Genomic DNA, 19,425 nt, shown 5'->3' with positions numbered 1-19,425 from the left:
AAAGACGTCTTGCCGTGGTCAACGTGACCAATCGTGCCGATGTTCACATGCGGCTTCGTACGCTCAAATTTACCTTTGGCCATTGCAACTTCCTTTGGCGCCGTGGATGCGTTTGGGTTTTAGATGCGGGGCGATTACCGACAAAGTCGCAAAATTACAAGCCCCTTTACCGCTTGGCCGGCCCCGCAGGCCGATTTGCCCCTGCTATCGGGTGTTTCAGTCGCCTGTTCGGGACTCGTGATGAAGCAGGCCACCCTCGCCGGTTACAAAACCGGGTTCAGGCTACGATGCGGCGCACGGTGGCCGCCACGATCAGCTTGTGAAACGGTAGAACCGCCAAAAGATAGAGCCACCCGAGCAGATTGCGCGGCCGGACCAGCGTCGTGCAGGAGACACGCGTACCTCCGCGTTCCATCGGGTTTGCACCAAGAATCACGCGGAAATCCAGATGCCTGTCATCGGTCCCCATGACGATCCGCTCCGGTGTATGCTCCAGTATGGGAAACGGCACCGCCCTGTCCGCGCGCGCCGTCTCGTCCCTCGTTTTAAGTCCGAATGGCGCCACCAGACGATCGCGCAGGCGCATCAGACTGTCGACCCAACCGGGGACCGTCTTGAACCCGCGCTCCATGGCGACGCCGGCATCGATCCGCTCTCGCGAAACTGCGTCAAAAGTGTCGGAGAAACGCGCTCCCGGCAAAACGGCCGGTGCCTCAGCAAGCCCCACCTCGGACATCAACATGACAAAAGCTCCACAGCTTGTGCGCCCTTATGGACAAACCGGCAAGAGCATCATGCAGCACGTCCAACGCAGGAGCTATCCGAAAGCGGCCGAATGCGACAAACAAACACAGAAAGACAAGATGCCGGGGGATGAAAGGCCAAAGATGGAACGCTGGAGCGGGTAGCGGGAATCGAACCCGCATATTCAGCTTGGAAGGCTGCTGCTCTACCATTGAGCTATACCCGCCGGGTTCGTTTCGCTGGCTCTGATCGACGGTGGTGGAGGGGGCTGGATTCGAACCAGCGTACGCATAGCGAACGGATTTACAGTCCGTCTCCTTTAACCACTCGGACACCCCTCCGTTTCCGTCGGAGCTTCAGCGACGTGGCGGAATTTCGAAAGGCAAATCGCCCTGCTCCGTTCCGCGATGCGCCTTATGACGAGGCGGCTCTCCGGTGTCAACCGCCTGTCGCAAATCTTCGCCGAAAAACTTGCACCCTGCGAATCCGGTTTCCAGAATGCCGCCGCAGGACTATAGAGAGGCCATGAGCGACGATCACAACTCCCGGACCCCGAAAGACAGCCACTACGCGCGCCTCAGACGCGCCCACAGGGACCGTGCCCAGCAGAAGCCGGGCAAGCATGCGCTCCCTGCCGGGCCCGGCACGGGGGATGGGATCGTCCGCCTTTACGGGCTGCACACGGTACGGGCCGCGCTCGACAATCCGAAGCGACGAATCAAGCGTCTCTGTATTACCCGGAACGCGGCCACGCGCCTTGAACTTGCGGACGCTGAGGCCCTGTCCTTCCCGGTGGAAACTGTCGAGCCACGCGAGATCGACCGGCTACTTGGCCCCGATGCCGTGCATCAGGGCGCGCTGCTTGAGGCGGAGCCACTCAAGCCCGCGCCACTGCGTGATCTCGACGGGGCGGCCCTCGTTCTCGTTCTCGACCAGGTTACCGATCCGCACAATGTCGGCGCCATTATGCGCTCCGCCGTTGCTTTCGGCGTCAACGCACTGGTCACGACAGCACGCCACAGCCCGGCCGAATCCGGTGTTCTCGCCAAGGCGGCTTCCGGCGCGCTCGAGCACATCGATCATCTCACCGTGCGCAACCTCGCCGAGGCGCTCGAGGAACTGGCGCAGGCCGGCTTCCAGACGATCGGCCTCGATTCGGATGGACCGAAGCGCCTCGAAAGCACATTCGAGGCTGACCGGATCGCTCTGGTCCTGGGGGCCGAGGGCAAAGGTCTGCGGCAGAAAACCCGCGAGACCGTATCCGCCCTGGCGCGGCTCGATGTGCCGGGCGCAATCCGTTCGCTCAACGTGTCGAATGCCGCGGCGGTCTCCCTCTATGCGGCCTGCCTGCACCTGAAGACCATTTCGGACACGGAATAGCTCCGTCTGTTCACGGGTTTCAAGAACCGCGCCAAAACGGCTGGATCGCCGCGCGCCAATCCGCGCGCACCAAGAACGATCTAAACAATTGATGGAGCATCGGAACAGCCCGAAAACCGGATTCCACTTTATCGGTCCGATGCTCTAGGATGGCCTCAGCCGAACCGAACGCAACAGCACTGGACATGGTTTCTCTATGATGCTGCACCGGATGCGACTGCTTCTGGCCGCCATGGCCCTGACCGTTTCACCATCGCTCGCCGATGACGGCACCGTTCTCGCCCGATGGTTCGACGCCCTGCGCACCACCGACCGCGAGGCACTTGCAGATCTCCTTGCCGACGATGCGCGGATCATCCTGAACGACGTAGGCATTGAGCAGACGAAAGAAGAGTTTCTCGGTTCGCTCGACGCCTGGGAGGACGCGACAGGCAGCGGCACCGACATCCGCTATCGCGTGGAAGAAGAGCTGGACACCGAAACGGTTGTGACCGTGTGCTACGACTTCCCGGGCAATTCCGTTCTCACGAGTGAGCGCTTTGTGATCAAGGGAGCGAGGGTCCGGGAAAGCAATCAGACCCAGATCGCCGAAAGCTGCGACGGTCTATGAAGCGCCCACCACGCAATCGGAACGGGGGCTGGGAGTTGCATAGCTGTCTGTGAAAAATGGTGCCCCCGGACGGACTCGAACCGCCGACCCCCTGATTACAAATCAGGTGCTCTACCAACTGAGCTACAAGGGCATCCGGCGCTCCGTTAGCACAAACCGCGCAAGAGTGAAATCAAAACTGGCATCGATTATGTCCGATCCCCATATGAATGCGACTTTGTTTGCCTTTGCAGGCAAACGCCCACATGCTAACCGATAGCTGCCCGCCGCGAATTCAAGGCCTGTCCGACCGCCATGACCCAACAAACAATGGCCCTCGCCTTCGTTTCCGCCGACACTGAGGATGCCCAGGAAGCGGCAAAACGGTTGTCGGCGCTCTATGGCCAGGAAAGGCCCGAGGATGCTGACGTCATCGTGGCGCTTGGCGGTGACGGTTTTATGCTGCACACGCTGCGCGAAACAATGAGTGCGGGAAAGCGCATCTACGGCATGAATCGCGGCTCAATCGGTTTTCTGATGAATGAATACCGGGAGCGCGGCCTGCGCGAGCGCGTCGCCGCTGCAATCCCCGAAACCGTGCGCCCGCTGCAGATGGAGGCCATCGATGCCGATGGCAACAGGGTCCGGGCACTCGCCGTCAACGAGGTCTCGCTTCTGCGTCAGTCATACCAGGCAGCGAAGATCCGCATTGCCATCGACGACAAGGTGCGTCTGGAAGAACTGATCTGTGACGGTGTCATGGTGGCGACGCCTGCCGGCTCCACGGCCTACAACCTGTCCGCTCACGGGCCCATCCTGCCGCTGGACGCGCCCCTCCTGGCGCTTACCCCCGTCAGCCCGTTTCGTCCGCGCCGGTGGCGCGGCGCCCTGCTCTCCAACCAGGCGACGGTGCATTTCGATATACTCGAGCCTGAAAAACGGCCGGTGAACGCGGTCGCCGACCACACCGAGATCAAGTCGGTCGTGTCGGTGACGGTCCGCGAATCGCACCAGGAAACCGTGACCGTTCTGTTCGACGAGAGCCATTCCTGGAACGAACGCATCCTTTCCGAGCAGTTCCGTTACTGAACAATAGCTGACTTTACGGCAACTGATCTGTTGACATCGCACGCGTCAGGCCGTACGCCCTCGGGGGATTCGGGGTTCCAGGGCCTCACAGGGCGGCACCACGCCGCAAACACAAAGACAGCCGAAACGTGCCAGCAGAAGAACAAGACACCGCTCAGGAAGCGTTGACATTTTCCGATCTGGGCCTGTCCCAAAAGGTCCTCTCCGCCGTGGCCGATGCGGGCTACACGCAACCCACACCGATCCAGGCAGGCGCCATACCGCATGCTCTGACCGGCAAGGATGTGCTGGGCATTGCCCAGACAGGGACCGGAAAGACAGCGTCCTTCGTCCTGCCCATGCTCACGCGGCTGGAGCGCGGACGTGCCAGGGCGCGTATGCCCCGGACACTCATCCTGGAGCCGACACGGGAGCTCGCCGCGCAGGTTGAGGAAAATTTTGTCAAATATGGCAAGAACCATCGGCTTAACATCGCGCTTCTGATTGGTGGTGTTTCGTTCGACGAGCAGGAGAAGAAGCTGGAGCGCGGCGCCGATGTGCTGATCGCGACGCCGGGGCGTCTGCTCGATCATTTCGAGCGAGGGAAACTTCTTCTGACCGGTGTGGAAATCCTCGTGATCGACGAGGCCGACCGGATGCTCGACATGGGTTTCATCCCCGACATCGAGCGCATCTGCAAGCTCATTCCGTTCACACGGCAGACCCTCTTCTTCTCGGCCACCATGCCGCCGGAGATCACCAAGCTCACCGAGCAGTTTCTGCAGGCGCCGGTCCGTGTGGAAGTCTCGCGCCCGGCGACAACCGCGACGAACATTACCCAGCGCTTTGTCAAATGCGGCTCAAAACCCTGGGAGAAGCGCGAGCGCCTCCGGTCGCTAATCGATTCTCAGGGTGACACGCTGAAAAACGCGATCATCTTCTGCAATCGCAAGAGCGAAGTGGCGACGCTGTTCCGTTCGCTGGTCCGTCACGAGTATGACGCCGGCGCACTGCATGGAGATATGGACCAGCGCGCGCGGATGACGATGCTGGAGAATTTCCGCAAAGGGAATCTGAAGCTGCTCGTCGCTTCCGACGTCGCAGCACGCGGGCTCGACATCCCCGATGTAAGCCACGTTTTCAATTTCGACATTCCCACCCATGCCGACGATTATGTGCACCGTATCGGCCGGACCGGCCGCGCGGGCCGCAAGGGTGCAGCGTTCACGCTGATTACCAAGGCCGATCGCAAATACATGGACTCGATCGAAAAGCTCATCGGCCAGGATGTCGAATGGCTGGACGGCGATCTCTCGACGCTCCAGGCGGAAGACGGAACCGACGAACACAAGCGCGGACGCGGAGCAAAACGCAACAGCAAGAAGGACGCGGCAGGCGACGACAAAAAACCTTCCGGCAGAAAGTCGCGCAAGGACGAAATCAAGTCCGAGAATGCCGAGCGCAAGGCAAAGCAGGACAAACCAGAACCTCGCCCAGAACCCCGCAAAGAGCAGCGACGCCATCAGCGCGAGGAAGACACCACTGTCGGCTTCGGCGAAGACGTGCCAGCGTTCATGAAGATCCCGGTCAGGACCTGAAGCCGAACCGGATGACGGAATGAACAAAGCCGCTGCTGGAGCCTTCCCGCAGCGGCTTTTTTTTGCACGAATGATTATTTTTCCTGCTTCGCAGCCCGCCTCGAACGCACGGCGTGCCCACAGCGTCATTTCATCGGGGTCGTCGATCGCTTGGTCAGGTATGCTCCAGTAGGGCATGACAACCGGCCCCGCCCCCTGTGTCCCGCTGGAACCCATTGCCGTGAACCGGCCGCCTTGAAAGCCGGCGCGGTCTGCGCGTCGGCCTTCAGCAATATCTCGCCGCCAACCAGCAATGCGAAAACAATTCCCTGATGGTAAATTCCCTTGCCGCCGAACATGCGCCGGATGGTAACGGGACCGAGCCCTGCGAAAAGATCGCGTATGGCGTCGTCGTCCACCGCCCGCCCGTCAGGCAGTACCGCGCGCTTCGGCCAGCGCTTTCAGGTCAGCAGGCTTCAGTTCGATGGATTCACCGCAGCCGCAGGCGGAAGTCTGGTTGGGATTCTTGAAGGTAAAGCCTGTGCGCAGCTTCGTGACCTCGAAATCGAGCTCAGTGCCAAGCAGGAAAAGCGCCGCCTCGGGCGCCACATAGACATGCGCGCCCTCATGTTCCACATGGTCGTCCTTTGGATCAGGTTCCGTCACCAGATCGACCGTATACTCCATACCCGCACAGCCGCCCTTCTTGATGCCGACCCGCACGCCCCTGGCGCCGTCTCGGGCGGACACGATTTCACGCACGCGGTCTGCCGCGGCGTCGGTCATCGTCATCACTTGAAATCGGCTCATAAAAATCTCCGTTCACAGCGAGTGCAAGGCTCGCGGAATGGTCATGTGCAAAAGATGGGCAGGATTCGGCCGCGTTGCAAGAGCAGCACTCAATACCACCCGACAGCGAACTGCGCTTCTTCCGACATTCGGTCCGGCGTCCACGGCGGATCGAACACCATCGTCACCTCGACATCGCCCACGCCCTCGACACTGCTTACGGCGTTCTGCACCCAGCCTGGCATCTCGCCCGCCACGGGACAACCGGGCGCGGTCAGGGTCATGTCGATCTTGACCGACCGGTCATCCTCGATATCGACCTTGTAGATCAGACCGAGTTCATAAATGTCAGCCGGGATTTCCGGATCGTAGACCGTCTTCAGCGCGCTAACGATATCGTCTGTCAGCCGCGCAAGCTCTTCCTGCGGAATGGAAGACATCTTGGCTTCCATCTCCCGAGGGGCTGTAGCCTCGACAGGCTGGTCCGTATCCTGCGGTGTATCAGTCATCTTGTTCACCCGAAAAAACGCCGCGCTTTCTCAAGCGCTTCAGCGAGGGCGTCGACCTCCTCGCGTGTATTATACATGCCGAACGATGCACGGCATGTGGAGGTGACGCCGAAATGTTTCAAGAGCGGCTGGGCGCAATGCGTCCCGGCTCTGACGGCGACACCTGCCCGGTCGATCACCATCGACACGTCATGGGCATGAATGCCCTGAAGCTCGAAGGACACAATGGCGCCCTTGTCCGGCGCATTGCCGAAAATCCGCAGCGAATTGATGCGGCCAAGCTGGTCATGCGCATAGCGCACCAGATCGGCCTCGTAAGCCGCAATCGCCTCGCGACCAATGCCTTCGATATATTCCAGCGCCGCGCCAAGCCCGATCGCCTGCACGATGGGCGGTGTACCGGCTTCAAAACGGTGCGGCGGATCGTTGTAGGTGACGTTGTCGAGCGTCACGTCCTCGATCATCTCGCCGCCACCCTGGAAGGGCCGCATGGCGGCAAGGCGCTCCTTCTTGCCATAGAGCACGCCAATGCCGGAAGGCCCGTAGAGCTTGTGCCCGGTGCAGACATAGAAATCGCAGTCGAGCGCCTGCACGTCGACCGGCAGGTGGACAGCGCCCTGGCTGCCATCGACCAGAACCGGAATGCCGCGCTCATGGGCGATCCGAATGATCTCCTTGAGCGGCGTGACGGTGCCGAGCACATTCGACATATGTGTGATGGCGACGAGCTTCGTGCTGTCGGTCAGCGTCTTCTCGAACGCCTCGACCGTGAGCACCCCTTCCTCATCGACCGGGATCCAGGCGAGCTTCGCACCATGGCGCTCGCGCAGGAAATGCCAGGGCACGATGTTTGAGTGATGCTCCATGATCGACAGAACGATCTCGTCGCCTTCGCCGATATTCGGCATCGCATGACCATAGGCGACGGTGTTGATCGCCTCGGTGGCCGACTTGGTGAAAATGATCTGATCGGTGCTTTCCGCATTCAGGAAGCGCCGGACCGTTTCACGCACCTTTTCATAGGCATCCGTAGCGGCGTTCGAGAGAAAGTGCAGGCCACGATGAACATTGGCGTATTCATTGCTGTAGGCATGCGTGATCGCATCGATCACCGCCTGCGGTTTCTGCGCCGACGCGCCATTGTCGAGATAGACGAGCGGCTTGCCGTAAACCTCTCGCGCCAGGATGGGAAAATCCCGGCGAACGGCTTCAACGTCATAACGCATAGTGTCGACCTTCTGGTCCATTTCGAACCCCGCGTGCCCGCCCCTCGCTCAGAAAGGCGGGTGTGAGTGGTTTGGGATTATCGCATCGGCCCGAAAATCGAAATCGATTTTCGGAAAGCACGATGCGAAGCTCCAATAGGGTAGAGCGTCCTTTGTGCGCCCGAATGGACGCACGGCGCTCTAGCCGTGCTCGGCGAACCAGTCGACCAGCCTGGCCTCCAGCGCCTCGATCACGGTTTCGTCCTCAAGCTCCTCGATGACCTCGGCCACGAAAGCCTTGACCAGCAGACCGCGTGCGGTCTTCTCGTCAATGCCGCGCGCCATCAGGTAGAAGAGGTGCTCTTTCTCGATATCGGTCACCGTCGCGCCATGGCCGCAGGCCACATCATCGGCGAAGATCTCGAGTTCCGGCTTCGAAGAGAATCCGCCTTCATCGGTCAGCAAAAGCGTGTTGCAGGCCATCTTGGCGTCGGTCTTTTGAGCGACCTTCGCAACGCGGATCTGGCCCTGAAACACACCATTGGCCTTGCCCGTTACGACATTGCGGAACGTTTCGGTGGAGACCGTGTCGGGTGCCAGGTGATCGAGCACCATGGTCACGTCGCAATGGGTCTCACCGCCGAGCAGGTTCACGCCGCGAAGCTTGAACTCGGAGCCTTCGCCCCGCGCCACAACCTTCACTTCCTGACGAACCAGCTTGCCGCCGCCGTTCATGATGAAGAGTGTGAGGCTCGAATCCTTGCCAAGCGAAGCCGAAAACTGGCCAAGATAGGCCGCATCGTCCGGCTGCTCCTGAAGCAGGATCCACAGCACATTCGCGCCATCGGCAACGTCCAGATGCGTGACGGACGATGCAAGCGCATCACCGGCACCGGTCTGGCGCTCGATGATGGTCGCCTTTGAACCGGCTGCCGCATTGACCACGAAACGGCCATGCACCTGACCGCCCGCATGGATATTCTGAAGCTCGATCGGGCGGTCAAGCTCCGCACCTTCGGCAATGTCGAGCCAGTAGCCATCCGAAACGAAGGCAGCATTGATCGCGCCGACAGCGTCGAACCGGTCGGAAGCCGTCAGCCATTCGGCAGGCAGCGCGCCTTCCTGAAGCTTGTCGGCGAGCGTTGCGACCGTGAGCCCTTCGGGTCCTGCCTCGCGGCCATGCGCAGTGCCGTTCAGCACAGGCAGGACGAGCGCGTTTTCGATCAGCGGCGCAACGGCCTCGGCATTGGCGACCGGCTTGAAATCCGGAACGACGGAGAGAAGCCGGCGCAGGTCGGTGTAATGCCAGGCTTCGACGCGGCGCGTGGGCAGGCCCTGCTTGAGAAGCTCGAGCGCCTCATCGCGACGGACGGTGACATCGGCATCGCCGGGCAGGTCGGAAAAACGGCTGGAATAGCCGTTGACCAGCGCCGTCTCGGCCTCCGTCAGCGTGTTTTGAGCATGAAGGTTCATCTCGTCACCTCAAGCGGCTGCGTCGATGACGCCGGCGTAACCGTTCTTCTCCAGCTCAAGCGCCAGATCCTTGTCGCCAGACTTGATCACCTGGCCGCGGTAGAGAACGTGAACCGTGTCGGGAACGATGTAGTCGAGAAGACGCTGGTAGTGGGTAATCACCAGCACGGCACGATCCGGCGAACGCAGGGCGTTCACGCCATCGGCGACGATCTTCAGCGCATCGATGTCGAGGCCGGAATCGGTCTCGTCCAGAACGCAGAGTTTTGGCTCCAGAAGCTTCATCTGCAGGATTTCGGCCCGCTTCTTCTCACCGCCGGAGAAACCGACATTGAGCGGACGCTTGAGCATGTCCATGCTCATGTCGAGCTCGTCGGCTGCGGTACGCACGCGCTTCAGCATCTCGGGGATCTTCAGCTCCTCCTCGCCACGCGCCTTGCGCTGCGCGTTAATGGCGGTCTTGAGGAACTCCATCGTGCAACGCCCGGAATCTCCAGCGGGTACTGGAAGGCAAGGAAAATGCCGGCGGCGGCACGCTCTGCCGGATCCATTTCCAGAATGGACTCGCCATTGTAAAGGATCTCGCCCTCGGTCACCTCATAGTCGTCGCGACCGGCAAGAATGTAGGACAGCGTGGACTTGCCGGAGCCGTTCGGCCCCATGATCGCGGCCACTTCGCCGGCCCTCACGGTCAGGTTGAGGCCACGGATGATCTCGGTGCCGTCCTCGGCGATGCGGGCGTGCAGGTTTTTGATCTCAAGCATGATTTTTTCCAAACAAATGCGCCGGCCTCAGCCGACCGAACCTTCAAGCGAAATACCGATGAGCTTCTGCGCCTCGACGGCGAACTCCATAGGCAGTTCCTGGATGACGTCCTTGACGAAGCCGTTGACGATGAGCGCGATGGCCTCTTCCTCGGGAATGCCGCGCTGCATGACGTAGAACAGCTGATCCTCGGAAATCTTCGACGTGGTCGCCTCGTGCTCGAACTGCGCAGTGGCGTTCTTTGCTTCGATATAGGGCACCGTGTGCGCGCCGCAGTCATTGCCGATCAGCAGGCTGTCGCACTGGGTGAAGTTACGGGCGTTGGCCGCCTTGCGGTGCGCCGAAACCTGTCCGCGATAGGTGTTCTGCGATTTGCCGGCGGAGATGCCCTTGGAGATGATGCGGCTCGACGTGTTCTTGCCCAGATGCAGCATCTTGGTGCCGGAATCGATCTGCTGATGGCCGTTGGAAACGGCAATCGAGTAGAACTCGCCGCGGCTGTTGTCGCCACGCAGGATGCAGGACGGGTACTTCCAGGTGATCGCCGAACCGGTTTCAACCTGGGTCCAGGAGATCTTGGAATTGTTGCCCCGGCAATCGCCGCGCTTGGTGACAAAATTGTAGATGCCGCCCTTGCCCTCGGAATCACCCGGGTACCAGTTCTGGACCGTGGAGTACTTGATCTCCGCATCGTCGAGCGCGATCAGCTCGACCACGGCGGCGTGGAGCTGGTTCTCGTCGCGCTGCGGCGCGGTGCAGCCTTCCAGATAAGACACATAGGCACCCTCTTCCGCGATGATCAGCGTGCGCTCGAACTGGCCGGTGTTGCGCTCGTTGATGCGGAAATAGGTCGATAATTCCATCGGGCAGCGCACGCCCTTCGGCACATAGACGAAGGAGCCATCGGTGAAGACGGCGGAATTCAGCGCGGCATAATAATTGTCCGACACCGGCACGACCGAGCCCAGATATTTCTGGATCAGTTCGGGATGCTCGCGGATCGCCTCGGAGATCGAGCAGAAGATCACACCGGCCTTGGCAAGTTCTTCCTTGAATGTGGTCACGACCGATACGGAATCGAACACCGCATCAACAGCAACGCGCCCGGAGCTGTAGACATTGTCGCTCGGGCTATCGTCTAGATCACTCGGCTCGCCCTGCTTGCGCACACCGGCAAGAATTTCTTGCTCCCTCAAAGGGATACCGAGCTTTTCGTAAGTTTTGAGCAACTCTGGATCGACTTCATCCAGCGATTTCGGACCGGTCTGGTTCTTCGGCGCTGCGTAGTAGTGCAGATCCTGAAAGTCGATCTTGGGATAGCTGACGCGCGCCCAGCTCGGCTCTTCCATGGCCTGCCAGCGCTTGTAGGCGTTCAGCCGCCATTCCGTCATCCACTCCGGCTCTTCCTTCTTGGCCGAAATGAAGCGGATGATGTCTTCGTTCAGGCCCTTGGGGGCCAGTTCGCTCTCGATGAGCGTCTCGAAACCATACTTGTACTGGTCCACATCGATCATGCGGACCTGATCAATCGTCTCCTGCACGGCAGGCATATGCGTTCTCCATCCATGCCGGGGTCAAGGCCCGGCCGTCTTCAAATTGTGCACACCCTGATTGCCTTGTTGCAAACCGGATGTAGTGCTTCGGAGCGGACGTTTCATCCGGTCACATATTAAATATGTGTCTTTTTCTCCATTTTTACTCTCTTCACCATCGATTTTTTCCTTTCGACCACGCTACGCAGCCTGAATCCCGGTTCCCGCGGCATTCTTTCGCCGCTTCGCAATACCGGCCAGAGCCACGTCGAACAGCACCAGATCCTGTTCGGTCGTCGCGTGTCCGATGGAAACCCGCAATGCACTTGCTTCGTCGCCCTGTCCCATAGCCTGCAGCACATGGCTGGGACCGACCCGGCCGGAGGAACAGGCAGAGCCCGCTGACAGCGCAACGCCGCCGAGATCGAACGCGATCTGGGCAGTTTCCGCCTTCATGCCGGGAATGGAAAAGAAGCTCGTGTTAGCGACCCGCTGCACGTCGCGGCCATGGATCACGGCATCCGACACATGCTTCAGAATAGCGGCCTCGAATCGGTCCCGCATGGTGGAAAGCGCCGCAATGCGGCCCAGCCCTTCAAATGCCTCGGCAGCAGCAGCGCCAAAACCGGCAATGGCAGCGAGATTTTCAGTGCCCCCGCGATGCCCCTTTTCCTGGCCGCCGCCGTGAATCAGCGGCTCCGGCATCATCAGGTCCGCACTTCCAACCACGGCGCCAGCCCCCTTGGGCCCGCCGATTTTGTGCGAAGAAAGAATGATGTAGTCAGCGTAACCCGATGAAATATATACAGGAATACGCCCTGCAGCCTGCACGGCATCAAACACGGTGGTAGCACCGTGGGCCTTGGCCAGTCGGCCAATGTCCTCTACCGGCTGAACAATGCCGGTTTCATTGTTGACCACGTGCACGGCAACCAGCGGGAGACCGGCATTGTTGTCATGCGCCGCGAGCAGGGTTTCCAGCTCCACAAGGTCGACCAAACCGTCAGGCCGCACCGGTATCGTCTTGATCTGGCTTGGAGAAAAGCGCCCGCCCTTCAAAACGCACGGATGGTCAGAAGCACTCACATAAAGTGCCGAGAACCCGAGCGGTGACCGCCCCATTTTCCAGCGCGGGGTGAGCAGCATTGCCGCAGCCTCGGTTGCGCCGGACGTAAAGATCACATGCTCGGGACGCGCGCCAGCCAGTCGGGCAACGTGCCTGCGTGCGTCTTCCAGCACGCGACGGGCTTCCCGCCCTTCGGTATGAACCGACGAGGGATTCGCCGGCATCGACAGCGCGTCAAGCATCGCCACCCGTGCCCGCTCGAGAAGCGGCGCACTGGCATTGAAGTCGAGATATGCCCGGGTTGCCGACATAGACCTTCCGCTTTTCTCCGCGAATCCGCTGTCTGCTTCACGCCTTCCAGGCCAAACTTGGCCGCAGTGACGTAATTTCCTTGAACTTTCAGGGCGAGCCGTCCTATTTACCCGGCTTGCCGACATGATGATCGCTTGCGCATCATCATTTTTGAACAATTCTAAACTAGCTTCTATGGAGGCGTCGGCGTCGCGTCAAGGGTTAAGGAACATCGTTCCCTTTGTAACTCGATATGCTGCGATGCCCAATGTGGAGTACTCATGCCTGAGGTCATTTTTGCCGGGCCTGCCGGACGTCTGGAAGGACGGTATCAGCCGTCGAAGGAAAAGAACGCTCCAATCGCGCTCATCCTCCATCCACATCCGCATTTCGGCGGCACGATGAACAACAAGATCGTCTACGATCTCTTCTACATGTTCCAGAGCCGGGGCTTCACCACGCTGCGCTTCAACTTCCGAGGCATCGGCCGAAGCCAGGGCGCCTTCGATCACGGCACCGGCGAGCTGTCGGATGCGGCTGCAGCGCTCGACTGGGTGCAGTCGCTGCATCCCGATTCGAAGAACTGCTGGATCGCCGGGTACTCCTTCGGTGCATGGATCGGCATGCAGCTTCTGATGCGTCGCCCGGAGATCGAGGGGTTCATGTCCATATCGCCACAGCCGAATCTCTACGACTTCTCCTTCCTGGCCCCCTGCCCGTCATCCGGTCTGATCATTCATGGGGATGCCGACAAGGTTGCACCGCCCGCCGACGTTCAGGGCCTCGTTGACAAGCTGCAGTCACAGAAGGGCATTACGATTACCCAGAAAACCATGCCCGGCGTGAACCACTTCTATACCGATCGCATCGACGAACTGATCGGGGAGTGCTCGGACTATCTGGACCGCCGTCTGCGTGGCGAGCTTTCCGAACCCCGCCCGAAACGCCTGAAATAGACCGTCGCGCGGATGCGTCATGCTGCGTCGCATCCGCCAAAATCAAAGAGCCTGAAAGATCATGACCGCCTTCAAATCCGACTTCCTGCGCACGCTCAGCGAACGCGGGTTCATTCACCAGACCTCCGACGACGCTGGTCTCGATGAACTGTTCCGGAACGAGACGGTCACGGCCTATATCGGCTTTGATCCGACCGCACCGAGCCTGCATGCCGGCGGTCTGATCCAGATCATGATGCTGCACTGGATGCAGAAGACCGGCCACCGTCCGGTCGCCTTGATGGGTGGTGGCACCGGCATGATCGGCGATCCCTCGTTCAAGGACGAAGCGCGCAAGCTGATGACGCCGGAAACGATTGCCGAGAACATCGCCGGCATCAAGAAGGTGTTCGCCAACTACCTGACCTTCGGCGACGGCCCGCAGGACGCCCTGATGGTCAACAATGCCGACTGGCTTCTGGGCATAAACTACCTGGAATTCCTGCGCGATGTGGGTCGCCACTTCTCGGTCAACCGCATGCTGTCGTTCGATTCGGTAAAGCTGCGCCTCGACCGCGAGCAGTCTCTGTCGTTCCTGGAATTCAACTACATGATCCTCCAGGCCTATGATTATGTCGAACTGAACAGGCGTCTTGGCTGCCGTCTGCAGATGGGTGGTTCCGACCAGTGGGGCAACATCGTCAACGGCATCGATCTCGGCCACCGCATGGGCACGCCGCAGCTCTACGCCCTCACCTCGCCGCTTCTGACCACCTCGTCGGGCGCGAAGATGGGCAAGAGCGCCGACGGCGCTGTGTGGCTCAACCCGGACATGCTCGGCGCCTACGATTTCTGGCAGTACTGGCGCAACACCGAGGATGCAGATGTCGAGCGGTTCCTCAAGCTCTACACGACGATGCCGCTCGATGAGGTCGCGCGCCTTGCGGCACTGCAGGGAGCCGAGCTCAACGAGGCGAAGAAAGTTCTCGCCACCGAAGTGACGGCAATGCTGCATGGCCGCGATGCGGCAGATGAGGCTGCCGAGACAGCGCGCAAGACTTTTGAGGAAGGTGCACTGGCGCAGACGCTGCCGACCATCGAAGTGGAGCGCTCGGCGCTCGAGGAAGGCGTCGGCGTTCTGTCACTTTTCGTGACCGCAGGCCTTGCCGCCTCCAATGGCGAGGCGCGACGGCATGTGAAGGGTGGCGCGGTGCGCCTCAACGACCAGCCCGTCAGCGATGACCGGCAGGCCGTGACCCTCGACAACCTCACCGAAGAAGGCGTCGTAAAACTCTCGCTCGGCAAGAAGAAGCACGTGCTTCTGCGCCCGGTCTGAGCTGCGGAACAATCGCATCTGAATGATGAGCGTGTGTCCGGTCGGGCGCACGCTTTTTTATCGAAACTCGAAAATCTGCCGGAAAATACCGGGAGCGATGGCCGAGATGGGATTCACCTCCATCTGTGGCTCAGCCAGCTTGCCGTAGAGGCGGTAGGTTATTCCGATCAAACCGCGGTCGCGTCCATTCCCGAGAAGCCCGCCAAACACGGGAATCTCACCAAAGATCCGGTTCAGGCCGTAAAGCGGCATGAAAGTCCCAGTGATCGCGATGTTGTCGTCTGCGTCAAACAGGGTTCCCTGAAACGTGGTGCCGATCAATGGCCCACGCAGCACGCCATCCTTCAGTTCGAGACGGCCCGGGCCTTTGAGCACCGTCGCATAGCCGCGCTCGAAGCTGATCCTGTTGGCATCCACCTCGCCATTGTTTTCGGTTGCCGACACCAGCGAGCGGAGACGGGGCTCGTCGACAATGAAGAAGTTCTGGGCTGAGACGCGGCCGCTCAGAACCCCGCCATTCCCCTCGCTCAACGAGAGGGCCATCTGCCCCCCTTCCATATTCTCGTAGAAATCGACAAACCGCATGACCGCGCCGGCATCGGAGGAATTGGCAACGATCCCGCTTGCGTCCCGCGCCAGCGTCACGGCGCCGCCCGCCGTCGTTTTTGCAGTCAGATCAAGACGGCCCGGTCCACGCTGCGACGATGCATACTTCAGGGAAACGTCCCGCAACACTGCCCCGCCGAAGCCGGACACACGCGCAAGCTTCGCATCCAGGTTCACATTCGCGCTGTCAGCTTCGGACGCGCCGCCTCCCGCGCCCCTCTGTTCCGCCCCGAGATAGTGCTTGATCAAAGATCGGCCATCCAGCGCTGCACCGCGAACGGTCACCCTGTAATTCCTCTCCGAACGATCGACCGAAACCGAGAAGTCGTCGCCGCGGTTAAGTCGCGCTCTTTCAAAACGTGCGCTGGAGAGACTCCCACCGGCGATGGAGAGATGCCCTGCGGCCGAAAATGTTTCACCGGAGAGCCTGAAATCCGTCAGTGCCATCGAGGACGGCTTTTCATCGAGAACAAACGACGCCGTCGCCGGAATCCCCGCGCCCTTGCTCCAGTTGATCCATGGCAGCGTCAGACGCGCCTTGTCGAGCTGGACGGTCAGCGCCTTGCGGCCGTCGTCAAGCTCGGAATAGTCGACTGTCATCGGACCAGAGAGAATCTCGTCGAGCCCCGGAACGACTTTGTTTCGCAGCTTGTCGTCCAGCGTCAGTTGAATCCTGCGCGACCGCTCCACTCCAGACTCACCGAAAGGCTCCACGAGTTCGAGCCGTGCCGGAATGCCGTTGAGGGTTGCGGAGGCGGATATGTCCGCCCTTCCCGGCTCTACCATCAGGACACCGCTGGCATCGGCAACCATCTGGCCGTCAAAGGGTTTTGAGATCGAGAGATTCTCGTATTCGAGCGTCGCCTGCCAGCCGAGATCCTCGCGCGGTATTCCGTCGCTCAAAGGAATGTCCGCCTTCACATGCCCTGTGACATCTCCTGTCACATCCTGCGGAGCAAGATCGATCCTGTCGGAAACGTCGATCGGCTCATAGGAAGCGAGTTCGATAATCGCCGGCGCCTTTCCGGCGACGTCGATCTCCAGCTTGCCTATGCGTGGTTTGACATGTGCATTGCGAACCCTGAGCGATCCGTTGCTCGCCGCAACCTTGCGCCCGCTCGGCATGAACACCGTCCCTGCTTCGATACCGATGTCGATATCGGCCCCCTGAAAGGCGATACGGCCGACGGCATCACGCACCGGCGGAATCCGGCCGGCGATGTCGAACCGTGCATCTGCAACCTCGAAGGCTCCGCTGACTTCTTCATTGTCCAGTGGCTTGCCATTGCCGAAACGCCCCGGTGGAACCCGCAGGCGCAGATTGCCTTCAACAACCCGCCCGCCGAACAGGTTTTCCAGCACCCATTCCCGCGCACCGGAAGCAGCAAACCACGGCCAGAACTGCTTCACCTCATGCGTGGGCATGCCCTTGGTGTAAACGGCGAGCGAAAGGCCCGGCGTCTTGCCCGCCGCAAGCGTCACCGCAGCGCTTGCAGTGATCACGCCCGACGTTGTGGCTATGCGGATCGTATCGCCGATGATCCGGCCGCTTCCCGTGTCGATGCGGCCCGAAGCCCCGGCAACGAACGGAACGGCGGCTTCGGGAGAATCGATCGGAGCGATCGTCGATTTGCCGCTGACAAGTTCGAAACGGTAGACCGCACTCCCCGCACCCGGGATTTCTACCGGAACAATCCGGCCGGTGAAGTCGAAAGCCGAGCGGCCGACAATCAGGCTTGCCCGGTTGATGGCAATTGCACCCGCGTCTTGTTCAACCGCGGCGCGAATGCGCCCTGTCGCTGTCAATACACCGTCTTCGCCAAGATCGAAGGGCGCCTCCTCCAGAGCCAGTTCAAATTGCAGCCTTCCGTTGCCGCTTTCGGTCTCCCCGCCGCTGAGTGAAATGCGCACCGCTTCGAGAAGTCCACCGGTGCGCCGCGTCTGCCCCGAAACCGTGCGCGCGGCTTCCAGAAGCGACGGCTTTGGCGCGGCGATCTCGATATCGAGCGATTTGATCGGCCCCTCACGCACGGGCCGCAAAGCGCTTCCCGACAGTTCGATGTCGCGGTCATCGAAGGTGACACTGCTCTTGAAGTCCAGTTTGCCGGAAGGTGCCATCGACGCATTGACGTCGATGGCGAGGCTGCGCTGGGTGATCTCATCCACAACGACCACCACGTCGCGCAGACGAAGATAGCGCGTTCCCGTACGTTCGGTCAGCGCGTAGACGCGTCGCAGGCCATCGAAGACATCCTTCTCGATAACGCGGGGATCGACAGGCTTTTTCCAGCGGGCGACCGCAGCCACCTCCTCAGGGCGCGAGGAGAGACTGGCCAGTTGCACACGAGCGCCGGTGATCTCCGCGCTGCCCACCTGCACCTGGCCCCTGAGCAAAGGCAGCAGCCTGAAACCGAAATGCAGCGTGTCCGCGTCGATCAGCGTTTCACCGGTTTCAGCCTTTGTCAGATTAACATCGCGAATTTCGAGCGCGATCAGACTGCGATCACTCAGAACGATCCGGAGGCTCCCCATGGTCGCCTCCACTTCGAACCCCGCAAGTGCTGTCAGGGCTTTTTGAGCAGCCGAACGCAATCGATCCTGGCCGAAGGAGCCGGTTCCGAGGAGTTGAATGGCCACGCCAAGGGAAACGAGAAGCGCGATCAGGACGAAAAGACCGCCGATGCACCGCCTTAGCCATAGCCACATGACCGAGCGTCTCAAAACCCGGCGAGCCCTGTCATGGGTAGACGGATACGTTTCCAGAGCCGCTATCTCGCCGCGCTTGAACCTGACCTTCCTGTGAGGAGCACCTTCCTGATCCAAAACCGTTCCCGTCGACACTCAGCAGCCATGGACGAATCCACCGACATCATTATATCTCTCCCATCCATCGGCTATCCACAAACAGGGGAAAGAAAATGACAGAACCCGTCAAAGGAAGCGAAGCTCCGGATTTTTCATTGCCTGGTGACGGCGGCAGCGAAATCAGACTGTCGGATTTTCGCGGGAAGACCGTGGTTCTCTTCTTTTACCCGAAAGACGACACGAGCGGCTGTACCGCCGAGGCAATCGATTTTACCGCCCTTAAACCCGAATTCGATGCTCTGGATACGGTTTTGCTCGGGATGTCTCCCGATAGCCCCAAGAGCCATGACAAGTTCAAGAACAAGCACGCTCTCACAATTGGCCTTGTGTCCGACCAGGACAAAGAGACGCTCCAGGCCTATGGCGTTTGGGTCGAGAAAAGCATGTATGGACGCAAATATATGGGTGTCGAGCGCTCCACCTTCCTGATTGGCCCGGACGGCCGCATCGCCGAGACGTGGCGCAAGGTGAAGGTGCCGGGCCATGCGCAGGCGGTGCTGGACGCCGTCAAAGCGCTAAAACAGCGCGATGAATAGGCGCAGACCCCTATCCCCGCCCGTTTTATGACGAAAGCCCGCAAAAGCCGTTGGCAATGAGCCTGCCGAAGTGCATTTGGCAACGCATCCAGCGGCACGCGAAAAGCTTTGTTAACCCTAATCAAGTGTAATCGGCATCGAATTTGGTCCCTTGAACAT

The 19,425-nt window shown here is 60.3% G+C and carries 15 protein-coding genes, 3 tRNA genes and 3 pseudogenes; 7 read left to right on the top strand and 14 right to left on the bottom strand.

Going from position 1 to position 19,425, the window contains the following annotated elements; translation table 11 throughout:
• The 4 genes and pseudogenes from JCM21793_RS28580 to JCM21793_RS05240 form a co-directional block, all read right to left on the bottom strand.
• A pseudogene (locus JCM21793_RS28580) lies at window positions 1-83 on the bottom strand (GTP-binding protein); the annotation flags it as partial.
• Window positions 84-277: 194 nt separating this feature from the next.
• Entirely contained in the window at window positions 278-742 is a 465-nt protein-coding gene (locus tag JCM21793_RS05255) for a DUF2867 domain-containing protein (protein ID WP_051556118.1), read from the bottom strand.
• Between the two features lie 154 nt (window positions 743-896).
• Window positions 897-970 (bottom strand) — tRNA-Gly (locus tag JCM21793_RS05245).
• 30 nt (window positions 971-1,000) lie between these two features.
• A tRNA-Tyr gene (locus tag JCM21793_RS05240) sits at window positions 1,001-1,085 on the bottom strand.
• A 184-nt stretch (window positions 1,086-1,269) separates the two neighbouring features.
• Between JCM21793_RS05240 and JCM21793_RS05230 the strand changes: the two genes are divergently transcribed.
• A complete protein-coding gene (locus JCM21793_RS05230; RefSeq protein WP_007008067.1) occupies window positions 1,270-2,124 on the top strand; it encodes a TrmH family RNA methyltransferase in 855 nt (284 codons plus the stop codon).
• A 211-nt stretch (window positions 2,125-2,335) separates the two neighbouring features.
• A complete protein-coding gene (locus JCM21793_RS05225; protein WP_210164477.1) occupies window positions 2,336-2,734 on the top strand; it encodes a DUF4440 domain-containing protein in 399 nt (132 codons plus the stop codon).
• A 57-nt stretch (window positions 2,735-2,791) separates the two neighbouring features.
• Here JCM21793_RS05225 and JCM21793_RS05220 read toward each other — a convergent pair.
• Window positions 2,792-2,867, bottom strand: a tRNA-Thr gene (locus JCM21793_RS05220).
• 161 nt (window positions 2,868-3,028) lie between these two features.
• Here JCM21793_RS05220 and JCM21793_RS05215 point away from each other — a divergent pair.
• The gene (locus JCM21793_RS05215) at window positions 3,029-3,802 is read left to right on the top strand and encodes an NAD kinase (RefSeq protein WP_007008065.1); all 774 of its coding nucleotides are present in this window, start codon (window positions 3,029-3,031) and stop codon (window positions 3,800-3,802) included.
• Window positions 3,803-3,966: 164 nt separating this feature from the next.
• Window positions 3,967-5,379 (top strand): DEAD/DEAH box helicase, encoded by a 1,413-nt coding sequence (locus tag JCM21793_RS05210; protein WP_025029679.1) that lies wholly within the window; start codon window positions 3,967-3,969, stop codon window positions 5,377-5,379.
• 78 nt (window positions 5,380-5,457) lie between these two features.
• Here the strand turns inward: JCM21793_RS05210 and JCM21793_RS28575 are convergent.
• The 8 genes and pseudogenes from JCM21793_RS28575 to JCM21793_RS05170 form a co-directional block, all read right to left on the bottom strand.
• A pseudogene (locus JCM21793_RS28575) lies at window positions 5,458-5,777 on the bottom strand (TfoX/Sxy family protein); the annotation flags it as partial.
• A 10-nt stretch (window positions 5,778-5,787) separates the two neighbouring features.
• Window positions 5,788-6,168 (bottom strand): Fe-S cluster assembly scaffold SufA, encoded by a 381-nt coding sequence (gene sufA / locus JCM21793_RS05200; RefSeq protein ID WP_007008062.1) that lies wholly within the window; start codon window positions 6,166-6,168, stop codon window positions 5,788-5,790.
• A gap of 89 nt (window positions 6,169-6,257) precedes the next feature.
• Window positions 6,258-6,656, bottom strand: a complete 399-nt coding sequence (locus JCM21793_RS05195; protein ID WP_025029678.1) for an SUF system Fe-S cluster assembly protein — start codon at window positions 6,654-6,656, stop codon at window positions 6,258-6,260.
• A gap of 5 nt (window positions 6,657-6,661) precedes the next feature.
• On the bottom strand, window positions 6,662-7,903 hold the full coding sequence (locus JCM21793_RS05190) for a cysteine desulfurase (protein ID WP_025029677.1): 1,242 nt from the start codon (window positions 7,901-7,903) through the stop codon (window positions 6,662-6,664).
• A 159-nt stretch (window positions 7,904-8,062) separates the two neighbouring features.
• On the bottom strand, window positions 8,063-9,334 hold the full coding sequence (sufD, locus tag JCM21793_RS05185) for a Fe-S cluster assembly protein SufD (RefSeq protein ID WP_025029676.1): 1,272 nt from the start codon (window positions 9,332-9,334) through the stop codon (window positions 8,063-8,065).
• Window positions 9,335-9,343: 9 nt separating this feature from the next.
• A pseudogene (sufC, locus tag JCM21793_RS24280) lies at window positions 9,344-10,098 on the bottom strand (Fe-S cluster assembly ATPase SufC).
• A gap of 27 nt (window positions 10,099-10,125) precedes the next feature.
• Window positions 10,126-11,649 (bottom strand): Fe-S cluster assembly protein SufB, encoded by a 1,524-nt coding sequence (gene sufB / locus JCM21793_RS05175; protein ID WP_007008056.1) that lies wholly within the window; start codon window positions 11,647-11,649, stop codon window positions 10,126-10,128.
• A 183-nt stretch (window positions 11,650-11,832) separates the two neighbouring features.
• A complete protein-coding gene (locus tag JCM21793_RS05170; RefSeq protein ID WP_025029675.1) occupies window positions 11,833-13,008 on the bottom strand; it encodes a cysteine desulfurase family protein in 1,176 nt (391 codons plus the stop codon).
• A gap of 261 nt (window positions 13,009-13,269) precedes the next feature.
• Between JCM21793_RS05170 and JCM21793_RS05165 the strand changes: the two genes are divergently transcribed.
• Together JCM21793_RS05165 and tyrS are read left to right on the top strand one after the other, a co-directional pair.
• Entirely contained in the window at window positions 13,270-13,944 is a 675-nt protein-coding gene (locus JCM21793_RS05165; protein ID WP_007008055.1) for an alpha/beta hydrolase, read from the top strand.
• Window positions 13,945-14,005: 61 nt separating this feature from the next.
• Window positions 14,006-15,259 carry a tyrosine--tRNA ligase gene (gene tyrS / locus JCM21793_RS05160; RefSeq protein ID WP_025029674.1) on the top strand — a complete coding sequence of 418 codons (1,254 nt, stop codon included), beginning with the start codon at window positions 14,006-14,008 and terminating at the stop codon, window positions 15,257-15,259.
• A gap of 57 nt (window positions 15,260-15,316) precedes the next feature.
• On the opposite strand, the gene JCM21793_RS05155 is transcribed toward tyrS, so the two are convergent.
• Window positions 15,317-18,571, bottom strand: coding sequence for a YhdP family protein (locus tag JCM21793_RS05155; protein ID WP_051556117.1), 3,255 nt, complete (start codon window positions 18,569-18,571; stop codon window positions 15,317-15,319).
• A gap of 212 nt (window positions 18,572-18,783) precedes the next feature.
• Between JCM21793_RS05155 and JCM21793_RS05150 the strand changes: the two genes are divergently transcribed.
• Window positions 18,784-19,266 (top strand): peroxiredoxin, encoded by a 483-nt coding sequence (locus tag JCM21793_RS05150; RefSeq protein WP_025029672.1) that lies wholly within the window; start codon window positions 18,784-18,786, stop codon window positions 19,264-19,266.
• Window positions 19,267-19,425: the final 159 nt, after the last annotated feature.

It is taken from the genome of Nitratireductor aquibiodomus NL21 = JCM 21793 (genome assembly GCF_000615975.1).
GTDB lineage: Bacteria > Pseudomonadota > Alphaproteobacteria > Rhizobiales > Rhizobiaceae > Nitratireductor > Nitratireductor aquibiodomus.
This window is presented reverse-complemented; position numbering and strand designations above follow the sequence as displayed.

Excerpts from the sequence above, each read along its gene's own strand:
- sufA (WP_007008062.1), bottom strand. The coding sequence starts at position 6,168 with ATGAGCCGATTTCAAGTGATGACGATGACCGACGCCGCGGCAGACCGC.
- sufB (WP_007008056.1), bottom strand. The coding sequence starts at position 11,649 with ATGCCTGCCGTGCAGGAGACGATTGATCAGGTCCGCATGATCGATGTG.
- JCM21793_RS05150 (WP_025029672.1), top strand. The coding sequence starts at position 18,784 with ATGACAGAACCCGTCAAAGGAAGCGAAGCTCCGGATTTTTCATTGCCT.
- tyrS (WP_025029674.1), top strand. The coding sequence starts at position 14,006 with ATGACCGCCTTCAAATCCGACTTCCTGCGCACGCTCAGCGAACGCGGG.
- JCM21793_RS05255 (WP_051556118.1), bottom strand. The coding sequence starts at position 742 with ATGTTGATGTCCGAGGTGGGGCTTGCTGAGGCACCGGCCGTTTTGCCG.
- JCM21793_RS05190 (WP_025029677.1), bottom strand. The coding sequence starts at position 7,903 with ATGGACCAGAAGGTCGACACTATGCGTTATGACGTTGAAGCCGTTCGC.
- JCM21793_RS05230 (WP_007008067.1), top strand. The coding sequence starts at position 1,270 with ATGAGCGACGATCACAACTCCCGGACCCCGAAAGACAGCCACTACGCG.
- JCM21793_RS05195 (WP_025029678.1), bottom strand. The coding sequence starts at position 6,656 with ATGACTGATACACCGCAGGATACGGACCAGCCTGTCGAGGCTACAGCC.
- sufD (WP_025029676.1), bottom strand. The coding sequence starts at position 9,334 with ATGAACCTTCATGCTCAAAACACGCTGACGGAGGCCGAGACGGCGCTG.
- JCM21793_RS05165 (WP_007008055.1), top strand. The coding sequence starts at position 13,270 with ATGCCTGAGGTCATTTTTGCCGGGCCTGCCGGACGTCTGGAAGGACGG.
- JCM21793_RS05155 (WP_051556117.1), bottom strand. The coding sequence starts at position 18,571 with ATGTGGCTATGGCTAAGGCGGTGCATCGGCGGTCTTTTCGTCCTGATC.
- JCM21793_RS05225 (WP_210164477.1), top strand. The coding sequence starts at position 2,336 with ATGCGACTGCTTCTGGCCGCCATGGCCCTGACCGTTTCACCATCGCTC.
- JCM21793_RS05170 (WP_025029675.1), bottom strand. The coding sequence starts at position 13,008 with ATGTCGGCAACCCGGGCATATCTCGACTTCAATGCCAGTGCGCCGCTT.
- JCM21793_RS05215 (WP_007008065.1), top strand. The coding sequence starts at position 3,029 with ATGACCCAACAAACAATGGCCCTCGCCTTCGTTTCCGCCGACACTGAG.